Annotated in this window: 27 protein-coding genes; 2 read left to right on the forward strand and 25 right to left on the reverse strand. The window is 68.7% G+C overall.

What is annotated here, in order from left to right:
• Positions 1 to 23: 23 nt before the first annotated feature.
• From rplR to rfbB, 25 genes are all read right to left on the reverse strand, one after another.
• A complete protein-coding gene (rplR, locus tag BU198_RS39945; protein ID WP_030280785.1) occupies positions 24 to 407 on the reverse strand; it encodes a 50S ribosomal protein L18 in 384 nt (127 codons plus the stop codon).
• A gap of 3 nt (positions 408 to 410) precedes the next feature.
• Positions 411 to 950, reverse strand: a complete 540-nt coding sequence (rplF, locus tag BU198_RS39950) for a 50S ribosomal protein L6 (RefSeq protein WP_188301634.1) — start codon at positions 948 to 950, stop codon at positions 411 to 413.
• 22 nt (positions 951 to 972) lie between these two features.
• Positions 973 to 1,380, reverse strand: coding sequence for a 30S ribosomal protein S8 (gene rpsH, locus BU198_RS39955; RefSeq protein ID WP_188301635.1), 408 nt, complete (start codon positions 1,378 to 1,380; stop codon positions 973 to 975).
• Between the two features lie 269 nt (positions 1,381 to 1,649).
• A complete protein-coding gene (locus BU198_RS39960) occupies positions 1,650 to 1,835 on the reverse strand; it encodes a type Z 30S ribosomal protein S14 (RefSeq protein ID WP_030055830.1) in 186 nt (61 codons plus the stop codon).
• Positions 1,836 to 1,839: 4 nt separating this feature from the next.
• On the reverse strand, positions 1,840 to 2,409 hold the full coding sequence (rplE, locus tag BU198_RS39965) for a 50S ribosomal protein L5 (RefSeq protein ID WP_030393302.1): 570 nt from the start codon (positions 2,407 to 2,409) through the stop codon (positions 1,840 to 1,842).
• Positions 2,409 to 2,720: a 50S ribosomal protein L24 gene (rplX, locus tag BU198_RS39970; RefSeq protein ID WP_188301656.1), complete on the reverse strand. Its 312-nt coding sequence runs from the start codon at positions 2,718 to 2,720 to the stop codon at positions 2,409 to 2,411. Before rplX ends, rplE begins: the two co-directional genes overlap by 1 nt.
• A 15-nt stretch (positions 2,721 to 2,735) precedes the next feature.
• On the reverse strand, positions 2,736 to 3,107 hold the full coding sequence (gene rplN / locus BU198_RS39975; RefSeq protein ID WP_030393301.1) for a 50S ribosomal protein L14: 372 nt from the start codon (positions 3,105 to 3,107) through the stop codon (positions 2,736 to 2,738).
• 102 nt (positions 3,108 to 3,209) lie between these two features.
• Positions 3,210 to 3,482: a 30S ribosomal protein S17 gene (gene rpsQ, locus BU198_RS39980; RefSeq protein WP_030055826.1), complete on the reverse strand. Its 273-nt coding sequence runs from the start codon at positions 3,480 to 3,482 to the stop codon at positions 3,210 to 3,212.
• Positions 3,482 to 3,706, reverse strand: a complete 225-nt coding sequence (gene rpmC, locus BU198_RS39985) for a 50S ribosomal protein L29 (RefSeq protein WP_049649042.1) — start codon at positions 3,704 to 3,706, stop codon at positions 3,482 to 3,484. The genes rpsQ and rpmC overlap by 1 nt, the downstream gene beginning before the upstream one ends.
• Positions 3,706 to 4,125: a 50S ribosomal protein L16 gene (gene rplP / locus BU198_RS39990; RefSeq protein ID WP_030055824.1), complete on the reverse strand. Its 420-nt coding sequence runs from the start codon at positions 4,123 to 4,125 to the stop codon at positions 3,706 to 3,708. Before rplP ends, rpmC begins: the two co-directional genes overlap by 1 nt.
• Before the next feature lie 5 nt (positions 4,126 to 4,130).
• A complete protein-coding gene (gene rpsC, locus BU198_RS39995; protein ID WP_188301636.1) occupies positions 4,131 to 4,955 on the reverse strand; it encodes a 30S ribosomal protein S3 in 825 nt (274 codons plus the stop codon).
• A complete protein-coding gene (rplV, locus tag BU198_RS40000; RefSeq protein ID WP_033824229.1) occupies positions 4,955 to 5,302 on the reverse strand; it encodes a 50S ribosomal protein L22 in 348 nt (115 codons plus the stop codon). Before rplV ends, rpsC begins: the two co-directional genes overlap by 1 nt.
• A 50-nt stretch (positions 5,303 to 5,352) precedes the next feature.
• Positions 5,353 to 5,634, reverse strand: coding sequence for a 30S ribosomal protein S19 (rpsS, locus tag BU198_RS40005; RefSeq protein ID WP_030055821.1), 282 nt, complete (start codon positions 5,632 to 5,634; stop codon positions 5,353 to 5,355).
• Between the two features lie 11 nt (positions 5,635 to 5,645).
• Entirely contained in the window at positions 5,646 to 6,482 is an 837-nt protein-coding gene (rplB, locus tag BU198_RS40010) for a 50S ribosomal protein L2 (protein WP_188301637.1), read from the reverse strand.
• A gap of 43 nt (positions 6,483 to 6,525) precedes the next feature.
• The gene (gene rplW / locus BU198_RS40015; protein WP_063348967.1) at positions 6,526 to 6,846 is read right to left on the reverse strand and encodes a 50S ribosomal protein L23; all 321 of its coding nucleotides are present in this window, start codon (positions 6,844 to 6,846) and stop codon (positions 6,526 to 6,528) included.
• Positions 6,846 to 7,523, reverse strand: coding sequence for a 50S ribosomal protein L4 (gene rplD, locus BU198_RS40020; protein ID WP_188301638.1), 678 nt, complete (start codon positions 7,521 to 7,523; stop codon positions 6,846 to 6,848). Before rplD ends, rplW begins: the two co-directional genes overlap by 1 nt.
• A gap of 5 nt (positions 7,524 to 7,528) precedes the next feature.
• Positions 7,529 to 8,176: a 50S ribosomal protein L3 gene (rplC, locus tag BU198_RS40025; RefSeq protein ID WP_188301639.1), complete on the reverse strand. Its 648-nt coding sequence runs from the start codon at positions 8,174 to 8,176 to the stop codon at positions 7,529 to 7,531.
• Between the two features lie 14 nt (positions 8,177 to 8,190).
• The gene (gene rpsJ / locus BU198_RS40030; RefSeq protein WP_012785157.1) at positions 8,191 to 8,499 is read right to left on the reverse strand and encodes a 30S ribosomal protein S10; all 309 of its coding nucleotides are present in this window, start codon (positions 8,497 to 8,499) and stop codon (positions 8,191 to 8,193) included.
• A gap of 392 nt (positions 8,500 to 8,891) precedes the next feature.
• Positions 8,892 to 10,712 (reverse strand): hypothetical protein, encoded by a 1,821-nt coding sequence (locus BU198_RS40035; RefSeq protein ID WP_188301640.1) that lies wholly within the window; start codon positions 10,710 to 10,712, stop codon positions 8,892 to 8,894.
• 217 nt (positions 10,713 to 10,929) lie between these two features.
• A complete protein-coding gene (locus BU198_RS40040) occupies positions 10,930 to 11,841 on the reverse strand; it encodes a glycosyltransferase family 2 protein (protein WP_317620516.1) in 912 nt (303 codons plus the stop codon).
• 4 nt (positions 11,842 to 11,845) lie between these two features.
• Positions 11,846 to 12,244: a DUF2304 domain-containing protein gene (locus BU198_RS40045; RefSeq protein ID WP_188301641.1), complete on the reverse strand. Its 399-nt coding sequence runs from the start codon at positions 12,242 to 12,244 to the stop codon at positions 11,846 to 11,848.
• A complete protein-coding gene (locus BU198_RS40050) occupies positions 12,241 to 12,930 on the reverse strand; it encodes a glycosyltransferase family 2 protein (protein ID WP_317620517.1) in 690 nt (229 codons plus the stop codon). Before BU198_RS40050 ends, BU198_RS40045 begins: the two co-directional genes overlap by 4 nt.
• A 68-nt stretch (positions 12,931 to 12,998) precedes the next feature.
• Positions 12,999 to 14,315, reverse strand: a complete 1,317-nt coding sequence (locus BU198_RS40055; protein WP_188301643.1) for a lipopolysaccharide biosynthesis protein — start codon at positions 14,313 to 14,315, stop codon at positions 12,999 to 13,001.
• 17 nt (positions 14,316 to 14,332) lie between these two features.
• The gene (rfbD, locus tag BU198_RS40060) at positions 14,333 to 15,268 is read right to left on the reverse strand and encodes a dTDP-4-dehydrorhamnose reductase (RefSeq protein ID WP_317620518.1); all 936 of its coding nucleotides are present in this window, start codon (positions 15,266 to 15,268) and stop codon (positions 14,333 to 14,335) included.
• On the reverse strand, positions 15,265 to 16,242 hold the full coding sequence (gene rfbB, locus BU198_RS40065; RefSeq protein ID WP_188301644.1) for a dTDP-glucose 4,6-dehydratase: 978 nt from the start codon (positions 16,240 to 16,242) through the stop codon (positions 15,265 to 15,267). The genes rfbD and rfbB overlap by 4 nt, the downstream gene beginning before the upstream one ends.
• A gap of 81 nt (positions 16,243 to 16,323) precedes the next feature.
• Between rfbB and rfbA the strand changes: the two genes are divergently transcribed.
• Positions 16,324 to 17,199 carry a glucose-1-phosphate thymidylyltransferase RfbA gene (gene rfbA / locus BU198_RS40070; RefSeq protein WP_188301645.1) on the forward strand — a complete coding sequence of 292 codons (876 nt, stop codon included), beginning with the start codon at positions 16,324 to 16,326 and terminating at the stop codon, positions 17,197 to 17,199.
• A complete protein-coding gene (gene rfbC, locus BU198_RS40075; RefSeq protein ID WP_188301646.1) occupies positions 17,196 to 17,795 on the forward strand; it encodes a dTDP-4-dehydrorhamnose 3,5-epimerase in 600 nt (199 codons plus the stop codon). The genes rfbA and rfbC overlap by 4 nt, the downstream gene beginning before the upstream one ends.
• Positions 17,796 to 17,801 lie beyond the last annotated feature (6 nt).

Genomic DNA, 17,801 nt, shown 5'->3' on the forward strand with positions numbered 1-17,801 from the left:
CGCCGACAGAGTCGACGAGCGGCTTAGAAGTCGAGCCCGGCCTCGCGGGCCGCGTCCGCCAGGGCGGCGATGCGGCCGGCGTACCGGTTGCCCGCGCGGTCGAAGACGACCGACTCGATGCCGGCGGCCTTGGCGCGCTCGGCGACCAGGCTCCCGACCTTCTTGGCCAGCTCGGTCTTGTCGCCCTCGGCGCCCTTGATGGACACGTCGAGGGTGGACGCCGACGCCAGGGTGTGACCCTTGGCGTCGTCGATGACCTGGGCGACCATGTGGCGGTTCGAGCGCGTCACGACGAGACGCGGACGCACCTCGGTGCCGACGACGCGCTTGCGAACGCGGATCGCGCGGCGCTTGCGAGCGGCGCTCTTGTAGGCGTTGCCCTTGCCGATCTTGACAGAGACGCTCATCGCTTACTTACCACTCTTTCCGACCTTGCGGCGGATGACCTCGCCCGCGTACTTGACGCCCTTGGCCTTGTACGGGTCGGGCTTGCGCAGCTTGCGGATCTTCGCAGCGACCTCGCCGACCTTCTGCTTGTCGATGCCGTCCACGTGGAACTTGGTGGCCGACTCGACGACGAAGGAGATGCCCTCGGGCGCCTCGACGAGGATCGGGTGGCTGTAGCCCAGCTGGAACTCCATGTCGGAGCCCTTCGCCAGAACTCGGTAGCCGACACCGCTGATCTCCAGCGACTTGCGGTAGCCCGTGGTCACGCCGGTGATCATGTTCGCCACCAGCGTGCGGGTCAGGCCGTGCAGGGCCTTCGACAGACGCTCGTCGTTGGGGCGGGTGACAGCCAGAGTGCCGTCCTCGCCCTTGCCGATCTCGATCGGCGCGGCGACGACGTGGGTGAGGGAGCCCTTCGGGCCCTTCACCGAGACCGCCTGGCCATCGATGGTGACGTCCACGCCAGCGGGGACCTGGATGGGCAGCCGTCCAATGCGCGACATTGCTGTACCTCCGTTTCCCGAATTACCAGACGTAGGCGAGAACTTCTCCGCCTACGCCCTTCTTGGCGGCCTGCTTGTCGGTCAGGAGGCCGGAGGACGTGGAGATGATCGCCACGCCCAGGCCGCCGAGAACCTTCGGCAGGTTGGTGGACTTTGCGTAAACGCGCAGACCCGGCTTGCTGATGCGCTTGATGCCGGCGATGGAGCGCTCACGGTTGGGGCCGAACTTGAGCTCGATGGTCAGCTTCTTGCCGACCTCGCCCTCAGTGGGCTCCTCAACCTTGTAGGAGGAGATGTACCCCTCCTGCTGCAGGATCTGGGCGACGTGCGCCTTGATCTTGCTGGCCGGCATCGCCACGGTGTCGTGGTACGCCGAGTTCGCGTTACGCAGACGCGTGAGCATGTCTGCGATGGGGTCGGTCATGGTCATGATGGCCTCAGGCCTCTCTCGCCGTGGTTTCTCCGCACCAGGTCCCCCTGCCGCACTCTTCCGAGTTCGTCAGGGGCACAAGCACAGGGGACCTACGACGTAGTAAGACTGGGTGCGAGCCCTCTCGAAAGAGGGCCACGGACATCCATGGGGAAGCCGCGGCAGGGGGCCCGACCCCACTACCTTACGGGAATCCGTACGGCAGGCCCAAAACGGGCCGGTGTGGGATCGGGCACCTCTGCGTCGCTGGGTGCCCTAAAGCGCCCTGATTACCAGGAGCTCTTGGTCACGCCGGGCAGCTCGCCGCGGTGCGCCATCTCACGGAGGCAGACACGGCACAGGCCGAACTTGCGGTACACCGAGTGCGGACGGCCGCAGCGCTGGCACCGGGTGTAGGCCCGGACGCCGAACTTCGGCTTGCGCTCGGACTTCGCGATGAGGGACTTCTTCGCCATTGGCTCACGCCTCCTTGAACGGGAAGCCCAGAGCGCGCAGGAGCGCCCGGCCCTCGTCGTCGGTCTGAGCGGTGGTCACGACGGTGATGTCCATACCGCGCTGACGGTCGACCTTGTCCTGGTCGATCTCGTGGAACATGACCTGCTCGGTCAGACCGAAGGTGTAGTTGCCACGGCCGTCGAACTGCTTCGGGGAGAGGCCACGGAAGTCACGGATACGCGGCAGGGCCAGCGACACCAGACGGTCCAGGAACTCCCACATGCGGTCACCACGGAGGGTGACGTGGGTGCCGATCGGCTGGCCCTCGCGCAGCTTGAACTGCGCGATGGACTTGCGAGCCTTGGTCACGGCCGGCTTCTGACCGGTGATCGCGGTCAGGTCGCGGATCGCGCCCTCGATCAGCTTGCTGTCACGGGCGGCCTCGCCGACACCCATGTTGACGACGACCTTGACCAGGCCGGGCGTCAGCATGACGTTCTCGTACGAGAACTGCTCCTGCAGCTGACCCTTGATCTCGGAGTTGTAACGCTCCTTGAGACGGGGGGTCACCTTCTCAACAGTCGTCTCAGACATCAGATGTCCTCACCGGTTCGCTTGGCAACGCGGATCTTGTTGCCCTCGTCATCGAAGCGGTAGCCAACGCGGGTGACGACCTTCTTGCCGTCCTTCTCCACGACCAGCTGGACGTTGGAGACGTGCACCGGGGCCTCGACGGTGACAATGCCACCCTGAGTGCCCGGGCCCGGCTTGGTGTGCTTCTTGACCCGGTTCACACCCTCGACCAGGACCTTGTTCTCGGCGGGCATGGCCAGGATGACCTTGCCCTGCTTGCCGCGGTCCTTGCCGGTGATGACCTGAACCAGGTCACCCTTCTTGATCTTCATGCTGTTCGCCATGGGTTAGAGCACCTCCGGCGCAAGCGAGATGATCTTCATGAACTTCTTGTCACGCAGCTCGCGGCCCACCGGGCCGAAGATGCGGGTGCCACGGGGGTCACCATCGGTGTTCTTCAGAACGACCGCGGCGTTCTCGTCGAAGCGGATGTACGAGCCATCCGGACGACGACGCGACTTCACGGTACGGACGACGACGCACTTGACGACGTCACCCTTCTTCACCGAACCGCCGGGGATCGCGTCCTTGACGGTCGCGACGATGACGTCCCCGATACCGGCGTAGCGGCGACCGGAACCGCCGAGAACGCGGATGCAAAGGATTTCCTTCGCGCCCGTGTTGTCGGCGACACGCAGTCGCGACTCCTGCTGGATCACAGCTTTCTCCTGATCGTCAACGAGAGCTGACGGGCCGGCCGCTGCTCACACCAGCGCCCACGAGGGGCCTGGTGCACATACGGCCGTACCGCATCAACTTCGTTACTTGGCCTTCTCGAGGATCTCGACGACGCGCCAGCGCTTCGTCGCGGACAGCGGGCGGGTCTCCGCGAGGAGGACCCGGTCGCCGATGCCGCAGGCGTTCGCCTCGTCGTGCGCCTTCAGCTTGTTCGTACGGCGGATGACCTTGCCGTACAGAGCGTGCTTGACGCGGTCCTCGACGGCGACGACGACGGTCTTGTCCATCTTGTCGCTGACGACGAGACCCTCACGGGTCTTGCGGAAACCGCGCGTCTCGTTGGTGTTCTCAGTCATCAGGCGCTCTCCACCGTCTCGATGCCCAGCTCGCGCTCGCGCATCAGGGTGTAGATCCGCGCGATGTCCTTACGGACGAGCTTGAGCCGTCCGTGGTTGTCGAGCTGCCCGGTCGCCGCCTGGAAGCGGAGGTTGAACAGCTCCTCCTTGGCCTCACGGAGCTTGGCAACGAGACCCTCGTTGTCCAGCTCGCGGAGGTCAGCAGCCTTGGTGCCGGCCGACATCAGCTCTCACCTGCCTCGCGCCGGATGATCCGGCACTTCATCGGGAGCTTGTGAGCAGCGCGGGTCAGCGCCTCACGAGCCACCTTCTCGTTGGGGTACGACAGCTCGAACATGACCCGACCCGGGTGCACGTTCGCGATCCACCACTCGGGCGAACCCTTACCGGAACCCATGCGGGTCTCGGCCGGCTTCTTGGTGAGCGGACGGTCCGGGTAGATGTTGATCCAGACCTTGCCGCCACGCTTGATGTGACGGGTGACGGCGATACGAGCGGACTCGATCTGCCGGTTCGTCACGTAGGCCGGGGTGACGGCCTGGATGCCGTACTCGCCGAAGGCGAGCTCGGTGCCACCCTTCGCAGCGCCGCGGCGCTTCGGGTGGTGCTGCTTGCGGTGCTTGACCCGACGGGGGATCAGCATTGGAGTCAGGCCTCCGTTCCGGTGTTCTCGGCAGCCGGCGCCTCGGCGGCCGCGGCCGCGGGGGCCTCGGCAGCGGCGGGACGACGGCCACGGCCACCGCGCTCGCCACCACGGCGCTCGCCACCGCGGGCGGGACGACCACCCTCGGGACGGGCCGGGCGGTTGCCCGAGCGGGCAGCGGCGTTCTCAGCGCGGACCTCGGCGATGTTCTTGACGTCGCCCTTGTAGATCCAGACCTTCACGCCGATGCGGCCGAAGGTCGTCTTGGCCTCGAAGAAGCCGTAGTCGACGTTCGCGCGCAGGGTGTGCAGCGGCACACGGCCCTCGCGGTAGAACTCCGAACGGCTCATCTCGGCGCCGCCGAGACGACCGGAGCACTGGACCTTGATGCCCTTGGCGCCGGACTTCATGGTGCCCTGCATCGACTTGCGCATGGCACGGCGGAAGGAGACGCGCGAGGACAGCTGCTCCGCGACGCCCTGAGCCACGAGCTGGGCGTCCAGCTCGGGGTTCTTGACCTCGAGGATGTTCAGCTGGACCTGCTTGCCGGTCAGCTTCTCGAGGTCGCCGCGGATGCGGTCGGCCTCGGTGCCACGGCGACCGATGACGATGCCGGGGCGCGCGGTGTGGATGTCGACGCGGACGCGGTCGCGGGTGCGCTCGATCTCGACCTTGGAGATGCCGGCGCGCTCCATGCCCTTCGTCATCATGCGACGAATGGCAACGTCTTCCTTGACGTAGTCCTTGTACAGCTTGTCGGCGTACCAGCGGGACTTGAAGTCCGTGCTGATGCCGAGGCGGAACCCGTGCGGGTTAACCTTCTGGCCCATTACCGGGTCCCTTCCTTGCTGCTGACGACCACGGTGATGTGGCTGGTCCGCTTGCGGATCCGGTAGGCACGGCCCTGGGCACGCGGACGGAACCGCTTCAGGGTCGGGCCCTCGTCAACGTACGCCTCGCTGATGACGAGGTCGTCCACGTTGTTGTGGTTGTAGTTGTGCACGGCGTTGGCGATGGCGCTGTCGAGCACCTTGCCGACCGGCACGGTGGCGGCCTGCGGAGCGAAACGCAGGACCGCCTGGGCCTCCGTGGCGTTCAGGCCACGGATGAGGTCCACCACGCGGCGGGCCTTCATGGGCGTGACGCGGATGTACCGCGCCTGGGCCCTGGCTTCCATGGTTGTCCCCTTGCTGGTGTAAGTCATTGAGTCGGTAATCTCGCTGGCGACTAGCGACGCTTCGACTTGCGGTCGTCCTTGACGTGACCGCGGAACGTGCGCGTCGGCGCGAACTCGCCGAGCTTGTGGCCGACCATCGACTCGGTGACGAACACCGGGACGTGCTTACGGCCATCGTGCACCGCGATCGTGTGGCCGAGCATGGCCGGGAAGATCACGGAGCGACGGGACCAGGTCTTGATGACGTTCTGGGTACCCGCCTCGTTCTGCGCGTCCACCTTCTTGAGAAGGTGGCCGTCGATGAAGGGGCCCTTCTTGAGACTGCGCGGCATCTGACCTGCTCCTAGCGCTTCTTGTTGGTCTTGCGGCGGCGCACGATGAGCTTGTCCGACGCCTTGTTCGGGCGACGGGTACGGCCCTCGGGCTTACCCCACGGCGAGACCGGGTGGCGACCACCGGAGGTCTTACCCTCACCACCACCGTGCGGGTGGTCGATCGGGTTCATGGCCACACCACGCACGGTCGGGCGGACGCCCTTCCAGCGCATACGGCCGGCCTTGCCCCAGTTGATGTTCGACTGCTCGGCGTTGCCGACCTCGCCCACGGTCGCGCGGCAGCGCGCGTCGACCAGGCGGATCTCGCCGGAGGGCATGCGCAGGTGCGCCATCTTGCCCTCACGCGCCAGCAGCTGGATGCCGGAGCCGGCCGAGCGGGCCAGCTTGGCACCGCCGCCGGGACGCAGCTCCACCGCGTGGATGGTGGTACCGACCGGGATGTTGCGCAGCGGCAGGTTGTTGCCCGGCTTGATGTCGGCGCCAGCGCCGTTCTCGATCCGGTCACCCTGCGCGATGCCGCGCGGCGCGATGATGTAGCGCTTCTCGCCGTCCGCGTAGTGCAGGAGCGCGATGCGCGCGGTGCGGTTCGGGTCGTACTCGATGTGCGCGACCTTGGCCGGCACGCCGTCCTTGTCGTGACGACGGAAGTCGATCACGCGGTAGGCGCGCTTGTGGCCGCCACCCTGGTGGCGAGCGGTGATCCGACCGGCGTTGTTACGGCCGCCCTTGCTGTGCAGGGGGCGAACCAGCGACTTCTCCGGCGTGGACCGCGTGATCTCTACGAAGTCGGCCACGCTGGAGCCACGACGGCCCGGCGTAGTCGGCTTGTACTTGCGGATGCCCATTTGGCTCTCTCGTCCTCGTCCTTATCGACGATCACGATCCCCGTTAGGAGACCGGACCACCGAAGATGTCGATGCGGTTGCCCTCAGCCAGCGTCACGATGGCGCGCTTGGTGTCCTTGCGCTTGCCAAAGCCCGTCTTGGAGCGCTTGCGCTTGCCCTGACGGTTGAGCGTGTTGACGGACTCGACCTTGACCGAGAAGACCGCCTCGACGGCCTGCTTGATCTGGGTCTTGTTGGCACCGGGCGACACGACGAACGTGTACTTGTTCTCGTCGAGGAGCGAGTAGCTCTTCTCCGAGATGACCGGCTTCACCAGGACGTCACGGGGGTCCGTGAACGTCTTGCTCGTGATCTCCGCAGCCATCAGGCGGCGCTCCCTTCGAGCTCGCCCTCAGCAGCCACGGCCTTGGCGGACGCGGCCGGACCGGCCACGAAACGCTCGAAGGCGGCCTGGGTGAAGACCACATCGTCGGAGACGAGCACGTCGTAGGTGTTCAGCTGACCGGCGTCCAGGATGTGCACGTTCGGCAGGTTGCGAGCGGACTTCAGGCCCAGCTCGTCCTCGCGCTCGACGACCAGGAGGACGTTCTTGCGCTCGGTGATCTTGCCGAAGAGGCCCTTGGCGGCCTTGGTCGACGGCGCCTCGGTCGCGGTCACGTCGGTGATGACGTGGATGCGGTTGTGGCGGGCCCGGTCGGTGAGCGCACCGCGCAGGGCGGCGGCGATCATCTTCTTCGGGGTCCGCTGCGAGTAGTCGCGCGGCACGGGACCGTGCACGACGCCACCGCCGGCGAACTGCGGCGCACGGGTCGAGCCCTGACGGGCGCGGCCGGTGCCCTTCTGGCGGTACGGCTTCCTGCCGCCGCCGCGGACCTCGCCACGAGTCTTGGTCTTGTGGGTGCCCTGACGGGCCGCAGCGAGCTGCGCCACGACGACCTGGTGCATCAGCGGAACGCTGACCTTCGCGTCGAAGATCTCGGCCGGCAGCTCGAGGCTGCCGGTCTTGTCACCCGAGGGCGACAGGATGTCAATGGTGCTCATATCCTTCACAGCCCCTTCGCCGCGGTGCGGACGAGGACGAGGCCACCGTTCGGGCCCGGGATCGCACCCTTGATAAGGAGCAGACCCTTCTCCGCGTCAACCGCGTGCACGGTCAGGTTCTGGGTGGTCACGCGCTCGTGACCCATCCGGCCGGCCATCTTCAGGCCCTTGAACACGCGGCCCGGGGTGGCGCAGCCACCGATGGAACCGGGCGAACGGTGCTTGCGCTGCACGCCGTGACCGGCGCCGAGGCCCTTGAAGTTGTGACGCTTCATGACACCGGCGAAGCCCTTGCCCTTGGAGGTGCCGGTCACATCGACCTTGACACCCGCCTCGAACAGCTCGGCGGTGATCTCCTGGCCGAGGGTGTACTCGGACGCGTCCGCGGTACGGAGCTCGACCAGGTGGCGGCGCGGGGTGACACCGGCCTTGGCGAAGTGGCCCGCGAGGGGCTTGTTCACCTTGCGGGGGTCGATCTCGCCGAAGCCGATCTGGACGGCGTCGTAGCCGGCCGCGCTGTCGGCGGTGTGGACCTGGGTCACGACATTGGGCCCAGCCTTGACGACGGTCACCGGAACGACCCGGTTGTTCTCGTCCCAGACCTGGGTCATGCCGAGCTTCTCGCCCAGGATGCCCTTAATCTGCTTAGCCATCTTCGGTGCGCCTCTCAGAGCTTGATCTCGATGTCGACGCCAGCCGGCAGGTCGAGACGCATCAGCGAGTCAACCGTCTTCGGCGTGGGGTCGAGGATGTCGATCAGACGCTTGTGAGTACGCATCTCGAAGTGCTCGCGCGAGTCCTTGTACTTGTGCGGCGAGCGGATGACGCAGTACACGTTCTTCTCAGTGGGCAGCGGCACCGGGCCCGCGACCTGCGCACCAGTACGGATCACCGTCTCGACGATCTTCTTCGCCGAAGAGTCGATGACCTCGTGGTCGTAGGCCTTGAGCCGGATGCGGATCTTCTGTCCCGCCATGGCTACTCAGTAGTCCTTTGTCCTTAGTCACTGCGCGACCACCCTCCGACCCCCGCGCTCGGGCGTGTCGCACTCGCGCTTGCAAAAAACCAACGAATCACTTCGTCGGTTTCAAACTTTCGGGGTGGGGGCGCCGGGTCGAGGCCCCGCTCACGCTTCCCGGAAGATTCCCGTACTTTCGCCCCGCAGCTGCCGTGGCGTAGAACTCACGCTTGACGGCCATCACGGGAACGACGAGTACGTGGGACTCGCTTCCGGTCCTCCCGGCGGGAGGCGCGCAGCATCGGCAACTCAACCGAGCAACTTGGACATACTGCCACAGAGAGCAGCCCGGATGCCAATCGGGGCCGGTGAGGTGCTCCTCACCGGCCCCGACGGGGTGGTCCCGCAGGTCAGCCCTTGCGCCAGAGGACCCAGCCGTGCTCCCGGCTGTACTTCGCGACGTGCCAGCCCGGCTCCGGCTTCGGCCAGGTGGCCTCCGGCGCGACGCCCTCGCCGAGCTTCAGCAGCATCGCGGTGGCCGTCTCCGGCGGGTTGTTGCCGCCCTTGACGTTGTCCGTCCAGACCCGGCCCCAGTAGACCTCGTAGGCCAGCGCCATCCGGGCGCCCCAGTCGAAGTCCCAGTCCAGGATCAGGTTGTCGCCCTTGTGCAGGCCGGCCTCCTTCACCAGGCCCACGGCCTCGTACGACCGGGTCCTGGAGTGCGGCTCGGCGACGTTGTCGGTGATCGTGACGGTCGCGTACGCGGCGAAGACCGTCACGCAGCCCACCACGGCGGCGACGATCCGCCGCCCGCCGGCCACCCGCAGCAGCAGGCAGGCGGCCAGCACCGCCAGCGCGCCGACGGTCGTGCGGCCCATGTGCAGGTTGTCCCAGGACGAGGCCAGGAACATCGCGTCCGGAACGGTCCACGGGACGGCCCACTCCTTCAGCGCGGAGCCGGCGTACCCGCTGACGGACACCTGGATGATCCCGATCACCACCGCGCCGGCCAGCGCCGCCCACAGCAGCGTGCGGACCCCGGCCCGGAACAGCGCGACCAGGCCCACCAGCAGGAACAGCGGCACCAGCACCGCGCAGTACCGGGCGTACACCCAGTTGTCGACGCGTTCGGTGTCCGCCAGGCCGGCCGCGGAGGCGAGCGCGGTGCCGAACAGCATGGCGGTCATGCAGAACGCGACCACCCGCTCGGCCACCGAGAAGCGGCGGTGGAACAGGGCCACCACGCACAGCACGAAGGCGATCGCCCCGAAGCCGTACGTGGAGGTCATGAAGTACCAGAGCTGCCCGAAGGTCCTGGCGATGATCGTGCCGATGTACTTGCTGTCCTCGAGGTTCTCGAAGACCTTGTTGCCGACGGTGCTCGGCGGCACGTCCTTGAACTGGGCCTCGACGAAGCGCGCCAGCAGCTTCGCGCCCAGGTACGTCACGCCGAGGGCGCCGACGCCGGCCAGCGAGGCGAGCCGCGGCGCCCAGCCGACAGCCAGCACCACGAGCAGGACCAGCGCGGTCAGCGCCACCACCACGCCGCCGCGGTCGTGGGTGGCCATCGTGTAGCCGGCCGCCAGGCCCATCGCCGCCGCGTACAGCGCCCGGCGGCGGGGCGAGCCCGGCGAGAGCCAGCCGTGCATCGCGATCACCCAGACCAGCAGGAGCACCGGGAGCACGGTGTCCGACATGACGAACTGGGAGTAGAAGATCACCGGCGGCACCAGCGCCACGGCGGTGCCCACCAGGTACGCCTGCGGCCTGGACAGGCCCAGCCGGCGCGCCGCGACCACGACCAGCGGGAACACCAGCGCGTTGAGCACCGCGTTGATGCCCATGACCAGGTGGTACGCGGTGGCCGGGTTGTCGGCGATCCGCAGGGCCGGCGAGATCAGCAGCGGGTACCCGCCGGGGATCACCACGCCGACCGGCATCTCGGTGGTCGGCCGGCCGGCCAGCACCCGCGCGATCACCAGGTACGAGTCCTCGTCGGCGTGCACCGACGGGAAGTAGTTGTGGATCGACAGCATCAGGCGGAAGGCCACCTGTGCGCCGTACCCGAGCAGCAGGGCCACCGGCCAGAACCAGCGGTGGGCGGCCAGCTCCCGCAGCCGGGCGGGTACCGCCGGGGCCGGGCCGTCGGGCGCGTTCCCGCCGCCGTCCTCACTCCGGCCTTGCCCGTCGGAGGTGTGGGCAGAGTCGATCAGCGGCTGCACTCGGGACACTTCCCTACTTGTGTGAATTGACGATCTCGTCACGGCCGGCAAGCGGCGGCGTCACGGGCCCGGGCTCGTCCCGTCGGTCCTCGGATCGCACCGGAAGTCTGCCACGCGCCGATCCCGCGCATCCAGCGCGTTCACCCTCCACAGACCACAACGACCGGCTCCGAAACGGCGGTTCACCCTCAGGTGTCACCGTGTCGGAGCCGGTCGTGGGGGTTGCTCAGCCTTCGTGCCGCTGCCCGCCGGTCAGCGCGTGCCGGACCAGGACCTTGGCCCCGCCCCGCTGGCCGCGCTTCAGCGCGCCCGGCAGCATGGTCAGCGCGTGCAGGCGGGAGGCGCTGCGGAACCGGGCCGCGCGGGCGGCCTTCGGCCAGCCGCGGGCGTCCATCCGCTCGGCCACCGCGTTGAAGTACCGTTCCGCCTCGGTGAACCGGGTGCCGGAGAAGGCCTGCACCGAGGACTCGCTGACGGCGTGCCGGCGGTACTGGAAGACGACGGTGGTGTTGTCCACCATCATCTGCTCGCCGCGCTCCAGCAGGTCGACGACCAGGGCCAGGTCCTGGATCACCGAGTACTCGTCACGGAAGCTGACCGCGCGCAGCGCCTCGCCCCGCCAGCAGATCGACGGGAAGTAGAGCCAGTTGCCGCGCAGCACGCTCGCGGCCAGCTCCTCCCCGCCCATCAGCCGCCGGCCCTTGACGGTCGGCGCGTAGATCTTCTCCTTGACGTTGTCCGCCAGGCCGGAGCGGCTGACCTCGCCGGCGCCGTCGATGACCTCGACGCCCGGCTGCACCATGCCCAGGTCCGGGTTGACCCTGACGATCTCCCGGACGGTCTCCAGGTAGTGCGGGTGCAACAGGTCGTCGCAGCCCATGATGACCACGTGGTCGGCCGTGGACAGCTCCACGCACTTCTGGAAGTTCCTGGTGATGCCGAGGTTCTGCTCGTTGCGCAGGTAGCTCACCCGGTCGTCGCCGAGCGAGGCGAACCAGCCGGGGACGTCCGGCTCCTTGCCGTCGTCGATGACGGTCAGCCGGAAGTCCCGGTCGGTCTGCGCGAGGATGCTCCGCACCGCGGCCTGCATCAGTGCCACGTCGCCGTAGTACGGCAGCATGAACTCGAAGGTCGCCACGGGATCAGGCCTTGCTGCGGTCGACCGGAGCCGAGACCGGCAGGTCCAGGTCGAAGCGCTCCTCGTTCAGCCGGGCGCCCTCGTTGATCGCCACGGTGCGCGCCAGGTCGGTGAGCTTCTTCTCCAGGGAGCGGAAGCGCAGGAAGGTGTTCAGGGTCAGGAAGCCCATCGCCAGCACCATCACGTACAGCACCAGGTCGGTGCCCCGGCCGACGCCGAGCTGGTGGGCCAGCCAGGTCACGTCGGTGGGACGCAGCACCGCGTAGATGTTCACGAGCACGAAGACCGAGAACGCGATGCGCTTCCAGGCGCGGGTGTTGGCACGGTCCCAACGCCGGATGAACATGAAGGCGAGAGTGACCGAGCCGAGAATGAGAACCAGCTGGATCCAGAAGAATTTCATCGGCGGCTACGCTCCCGCAGCGAGATGTCGAAGATGATGTTGACGCCGTTGATCAGGGACTGACCCTTGGCGCGTGAGTAATCGGTGTACAGGATGTCCACCGGGAGCTCGGCGACCCGGAGGTCGGAGCCGGCGAGGAAGCTGACGATCTCCGACGCGTGCGCCATGCCGTTCATGGTGATCCGCAGCCGGCCCGCGGCCTCGCGGGTCAGCACCCGCAGGCCGTTGTGGGAGTCGGTCAGCTTGAGCTTGCGCGCGGTCGGGCTGACGGTCGCCGCGGTACGCAGGACGACCCGCTTGATCCACGGCACCTGCCCGTTCTGCTCGATGAAGCGCGAGCCGAGGACGACGTCCGTGTCGCCCTCCCGGAGCAGCGCCACCATCTTCTCGACGTCTGCGGTCTGGTGCTGACCGTCCGCGTCGAAGGTGGCGAAGTACTTGGCGCCCGGCTGGGCCAGGGCGTAGGCGAGGCCGGTCTGGAGGGCCGCGCCCTGGCCGAGGTTGACCGGGTGGCGCACCAGGTGCGCACCGGTCTCCATGATGTGCTTGGCCGAGTCGTCGCCGCTGCCGTCATCGACCACCACGATGTTCGGGAACGTCTTTCGCGCCCCCTCCACAACGTCGGCGATCACCTGGCCCTCGTTGTAGGCCGGGATCACCAGCCAAACATCGTCGTACTGGGACACGGAGGCTCCATGGATGGGGTCTGGCCCGCGCTCGTGCGCGGTGTCCTGCGGATGGGGGGCGGGCACGGTCATTCGTCGGCCGTCCGGCTGCTCAGCACAGCGACGGCCTCGTCCCCCTGCTGCCGGGCAGGCCCGGCGGAGTTCGTCACCGAACGGGCGAAGCTCAGCCGGAGTGCGGCCAGCATACCGATGACGGTGGCCGCGGAACCCGCCACGTAGGCCAGGATCACGCGGGTGGACACCTCGCCCGGCATGAACGTGACCCCCGCCAGCACGGCGCTGCCCACCGCCCAGCACAGCAGCTGGAGGTTGTGCCGCTTGAATACCATCAGCGCCTGGCCGAGGACCATCGCGAACATGTACGCCACGGTGCCGAGGGACAACCAGAAGAAGTCGAGGCGGCCGAGCACCGGCGCGGCTCCGAAGAGCACCTGGATCAGCCAGGGGCCGAGCAGGGTGGCGGGGATCCCGCCCGCCACGCCGAGCAGGCCCACCACGCCGGCGATCCGGGTGAGCATCCCGGTGAACGCGGCCCGGTCCCCCATCGCGATCGCCTTGGAGAGGCCGCTGAGCAGCGAGGCCTGGAGCGAACCGAAGACGAACAGCGGCACCCGGGCCAGGACCAGCGCGTTGAGCAGCGCGGCGATCAGCGCGGACTCGGTCGGGGCGAGCAGCTTGGTGCTCATCACCGCGGCGTTGACCACCAGCTGGGACAGCAGGGTGGAGAGGATCAGCAGGCCGAGCCCGGAGTAGAGCTCGGGCCAGGGGACCTTCGGGCCCGGCTTGACCGCGCGCAGCAGCGGCGGCAGCGTGACGATCGTCGCGAGGACCGGCGCGACGGCCAGGATCAGGCTGAACGCGAGCGCGGAGTGCACCCCGGCCACCGCGCAGCCGAAGGCCAGGCCGATCCGCAGGCCGCCGTCCAGGCCGAGCTGGGTGCCGTACGCGCCGAAGCGGCCGAGGCCGGCCAGGACGCCACGGGTGAGGTAGCAGACGGCCATGCCGAGGAAGGCCCCGCCGAGCGCCAGGACCAGCGAGCGGTCGCCGTGGAACACCTTGTCGGCGATCGGGCCTGAGGCGGCGCCGAGGACGGCCAGGACCACCGCGAGGATGCCGCCGGTGAGCAGGGTCGCCCGGCGCAGCACCGGGGCGGCGCCGTGGCCGAGCGCCGCGCGCGCCGCGACGATCCGGGTGAGCTCCTGCTCGATCGGGAAGAAGACGCCGATGCCGACGGACATCACGATCGTCCACAGCAGTGAGACGTTCGCCATGTCCTCGACCGACAGGCTGTGGCCCGCCACCCCGAGGTGGATGTAGGAGGCGGCGCCCAATACGACGGTGCCGCCGGCCACCGCCAGGGTTCCCGGCGGTAGCGCGGCAGCCACCTTCGTCAGTGCTTTCTTCACCGAGGTCTGTCGCTCTCCGTGGTCCGGGCCGTGGCGGCCAGTTCGGCGAAGACGGGCCGGCCCAGGGCCTCGGCCAGCATGGCCCGCCACTCGGGCAGCGGCGCCAGCCCGGCGGCGGCCCAGCGGTCGTGGGCCAGCACGCTGAACGCGGGCCGGGCGGCCGGGCGGACGAAGGCCTCCGACGTGGTCGGACGGATCCGCTCCGGGTCCAGGCCGCTCAGCGCGTAGGTCTCGCGGGCCAGCCCGCACCAGGTGGTGCGGCCGCTCGCGGTGCCGTGGTAGACCCCGGCCGGGGCCTGCCCGGCGAGCGCGGCCCGGCCGAGCTCGACCAGCCGGCTGGCCAGCGCGTACGACCAGGTCGGCTGGCCGTGCTGGTCGTCCACCACGTCCAGGGTGTCCCGCTGGGCGGCGAGCTTGAGCATGGTGGCCACGAAGTTCGGGCCGTGCTCGCCGTACAGCCAGGCGGTGCGCACGATGTAGCCGTCGCCGGGGAGCAGTTCGGCGACCGCCCGCTCCCCCAGCAGCTTGCCGCGGCCGTACGCGTTCACCGGCGCGGTCGGGGCGTCCTCCGGGCAGGGCTCGGTGGCGTCGCCCGGCAGGACGTAGTCGGTGGAGACGTGCAGCAGCCGCGCGCCGCTCTTGGCGCAGGCCGCGGCCAGGTGGCGCACACCGGTGCCGTTGACGGCGGTGGCGGCGTCCTCCTCGGTCTCCGCGGCGTCCACGTTCGTCCACGCGGCGCAGTTGACCACGATGTCGTGGCCCTCGACGGCGGCCTGGACGGCCGCCGCGTCGGTGATGTCGAGGTCTGCCCGGCGCAGCGCGGTGATCTCGGCGGCCGGGTCGGTGCCGAGCACCGACAGCACGTCCCGCCCGAGCATCCCGGCCGCGCCGGTGACCAGCCAGCGCACCCGGCCGGCGGCGTTCACAGTCACTTGGCCAGGGCCGCCTTCTGCTTCAGCGGCTCCCACCAGGCGCGGTTCTCGCGGTACCAGGCGATGGTCGCGGCGAGGCCGTCCTCGAAGCGGACCTGCGGCTCGTAGCCGAGCTCCTCGCGGATCTTGCTGATGTCGATCGAGTAGCGGAGGTCGTGGCCCTTGCGGTCCTCGACGTGCTCGACCATCTCCCAGCCGGCGCCGGCGGCCTCCAGCAGCAGGCCGGTCAGCTCCTTGTTGGTCGCCTCGGTGCCGCCGCCGATGTTGTAGACCTCACCCGCGCGGCCGCCGCGCATGACCAGCTCGATGGCCCGGCAGTGGTCCGAGACGTGCAGCCAGTCGCGGACGTTGCCACCGTCGCCGTACAGCGGCACCTTCTTGCCGTCGATCAGGTTGGTGGTGAACAGCGGGATGACCTTCTCCGGGAACTGGTAGTGCCCGTAGTTGTTGGAGCAGCGGGTCACCACGACGTCCATGCCGTGGGTGCGGTGGTAGGCCAGCGCCAGCAGGTCGGAGGAGGCCTTGGAGGCCGAGTACGGGGAGTTGGGCACCAGCGGCCAGGTCTCCGTCCAGGAGCCCTCGCTGATCGAGCCGTACACCTCGTCGGTGGAGATGTGCACGAAGCGGCCGATGCCGTGCTTGCGGGCCGCGTCGAGCAGCACCTGGGTGCCGACGACGTTGGTGAGGACGAAGGGGCCCGCACCGGCGATCGAGCGGTCCACGTGGGACTCGGCGGCGAAGTGCACCACCACGTCGTGGCCCGGCATGACCTGGTCGACGGCGTCCGCGTCGCAGATGTCGCCCTGGACGAAGGTGTAGCCCTGGTGGCCGGCCACCGGGGCCAGGTTCTCCAGGACACCCGAGTAGGTGAGCTTGTCAAAGACCGTGATCCGGGCGTTCTCGTCAGCCCCGAGGAGCTGACGGACGAACTCCGAACCGATGAACCCGGCGCCGCCGGTCACGAGGATGCGCATAATGCGCGTAGTCTACCGCCGCCCGAACGCCCTCCCGCCCCGGCCCCTCCTGCGTTCACCGATCTCGAATAGGGTGCACCCATGCGTGGAATCCTCCTGGCCGGCGGCACCGGCTCGCGGCTGTGGCCCCTGACCCGTGCGGTGTCGAAGCAGCTCCTCCCGGTCTTCGACAAGCCGATGATCTACTACCCCCTCTCGACCCTCGTGATGGCCGGGATAAGCGAAATCCTGATCATCACCACCCCGAACGACCGGGACCAGTTCGAGCGCCTCCTGGGTGACGGCTCCCAGTTCGGTCTGAAGCTCGAGTACGCCGTCCAGGAGAAGCCCGAGGGCATCGCCCAGGCCTTCGTGCTCGGCGCGGACTTCATCGGTGACGAGCCGGTGGCCCTGATCCTCGGCGACAACATCTTCCACGGCACCGGCCTGGGCACCGCGCTCACCGAGCACTCCGACATCAAGGGCGGCCGGGTGTTCGCCTACCCGGTGGCCGACCCGACCGCGTACGGCGTGGTCGAGTTCGACGAGACCGGTCAGGTCATGTCGATCGAGGAGAAGCCGACCGAGCCCAAGTCCCGCTACGCCGTCCCCGGCCTGTACTTCTACGACAACCGGGTCGTCGAGATCGCCCGCACCCTGAAGCCGAGCGCCCGCGGCGAGCTGGAGATCACCGCCGTCAACGACGCCTACCTGCGCACCGGCGACCTGCACGTGACGATCCTCGACCGCGGCACCGCCTGGCTGGACACCGGCACGTTCGTGTCGATGGTCCAGGCCTCGGAGTTCGTCCGGGTCATCGAGGAGCGCCAGGGCTTCAAGATCGGCTGCATCGAGGAGGCCGTCTGGCGGGCCGGGCTGATCGACGACGCCCAGCTGCGCGAGCTCGCCGAGCCGCTGCTGAAGAGCGGCTACGGCCAGTACCTGGTGGCCCTGCTCGACGAGGCGGCCGCCAAGTGAAGTTCCGCGAGCTCTCCATCGAGGGCGCCTTCGAGATCACCCCGCAGGTGCACGGCGACGCCCGCGGCCACTTCACCGAGTGGTACCGCTTCGACCGCCTCGCCGAGGTCGTCGGCCACCCGCTGAACCTGGCCCAGGCCAACCTGTCGCTCTCCGCCAAGGACGTCGTCCGCGGCATCCACTTCGCCGACGTCCCGCCCGGCCAGGCCAAGTACGTGGCCTGCACCCGCGGCGCGGTGCTGGACGTCATCGTCGACCTGCGGGTCGGCTCGCCGAACTTCGGCAGGTGGGAGTTCGTCCGGCTGGACGACACCGAGCGCAAGGCCGTCTACATCCCGGAGGGCCTCGGCCACGGCTTCTGCGCCCTCACCGACGACGCCACGCTGACCTACCTCTGCTCGGCGACGTATAACCCGACCGGCGAGCACGGCGTGCACCCGCTGGACCCGGACCTCGGCATCGAGTGGCCGACCGACGCCCCGCAGCTGTCCGCCCGCGACGAGGTGGCGCCCACCCTCGCGGAGGCCCTCGCCGGCGGCCTGCTGCCGGACTACCAGGCCTGCAAGGCCTACACGGAGTCGCTGCGGCAGCAGTAGCGGAGC

Origin of the sequence: Streptomyces sp. CBMA156 (assembly GCF_014596515.1) — a bacterium.
Classification (GTDB): Bacteria; Actinomycetota; Actinomycetes; order Streptomycetales; family Streptomycetaceae; genus Kitasatospora.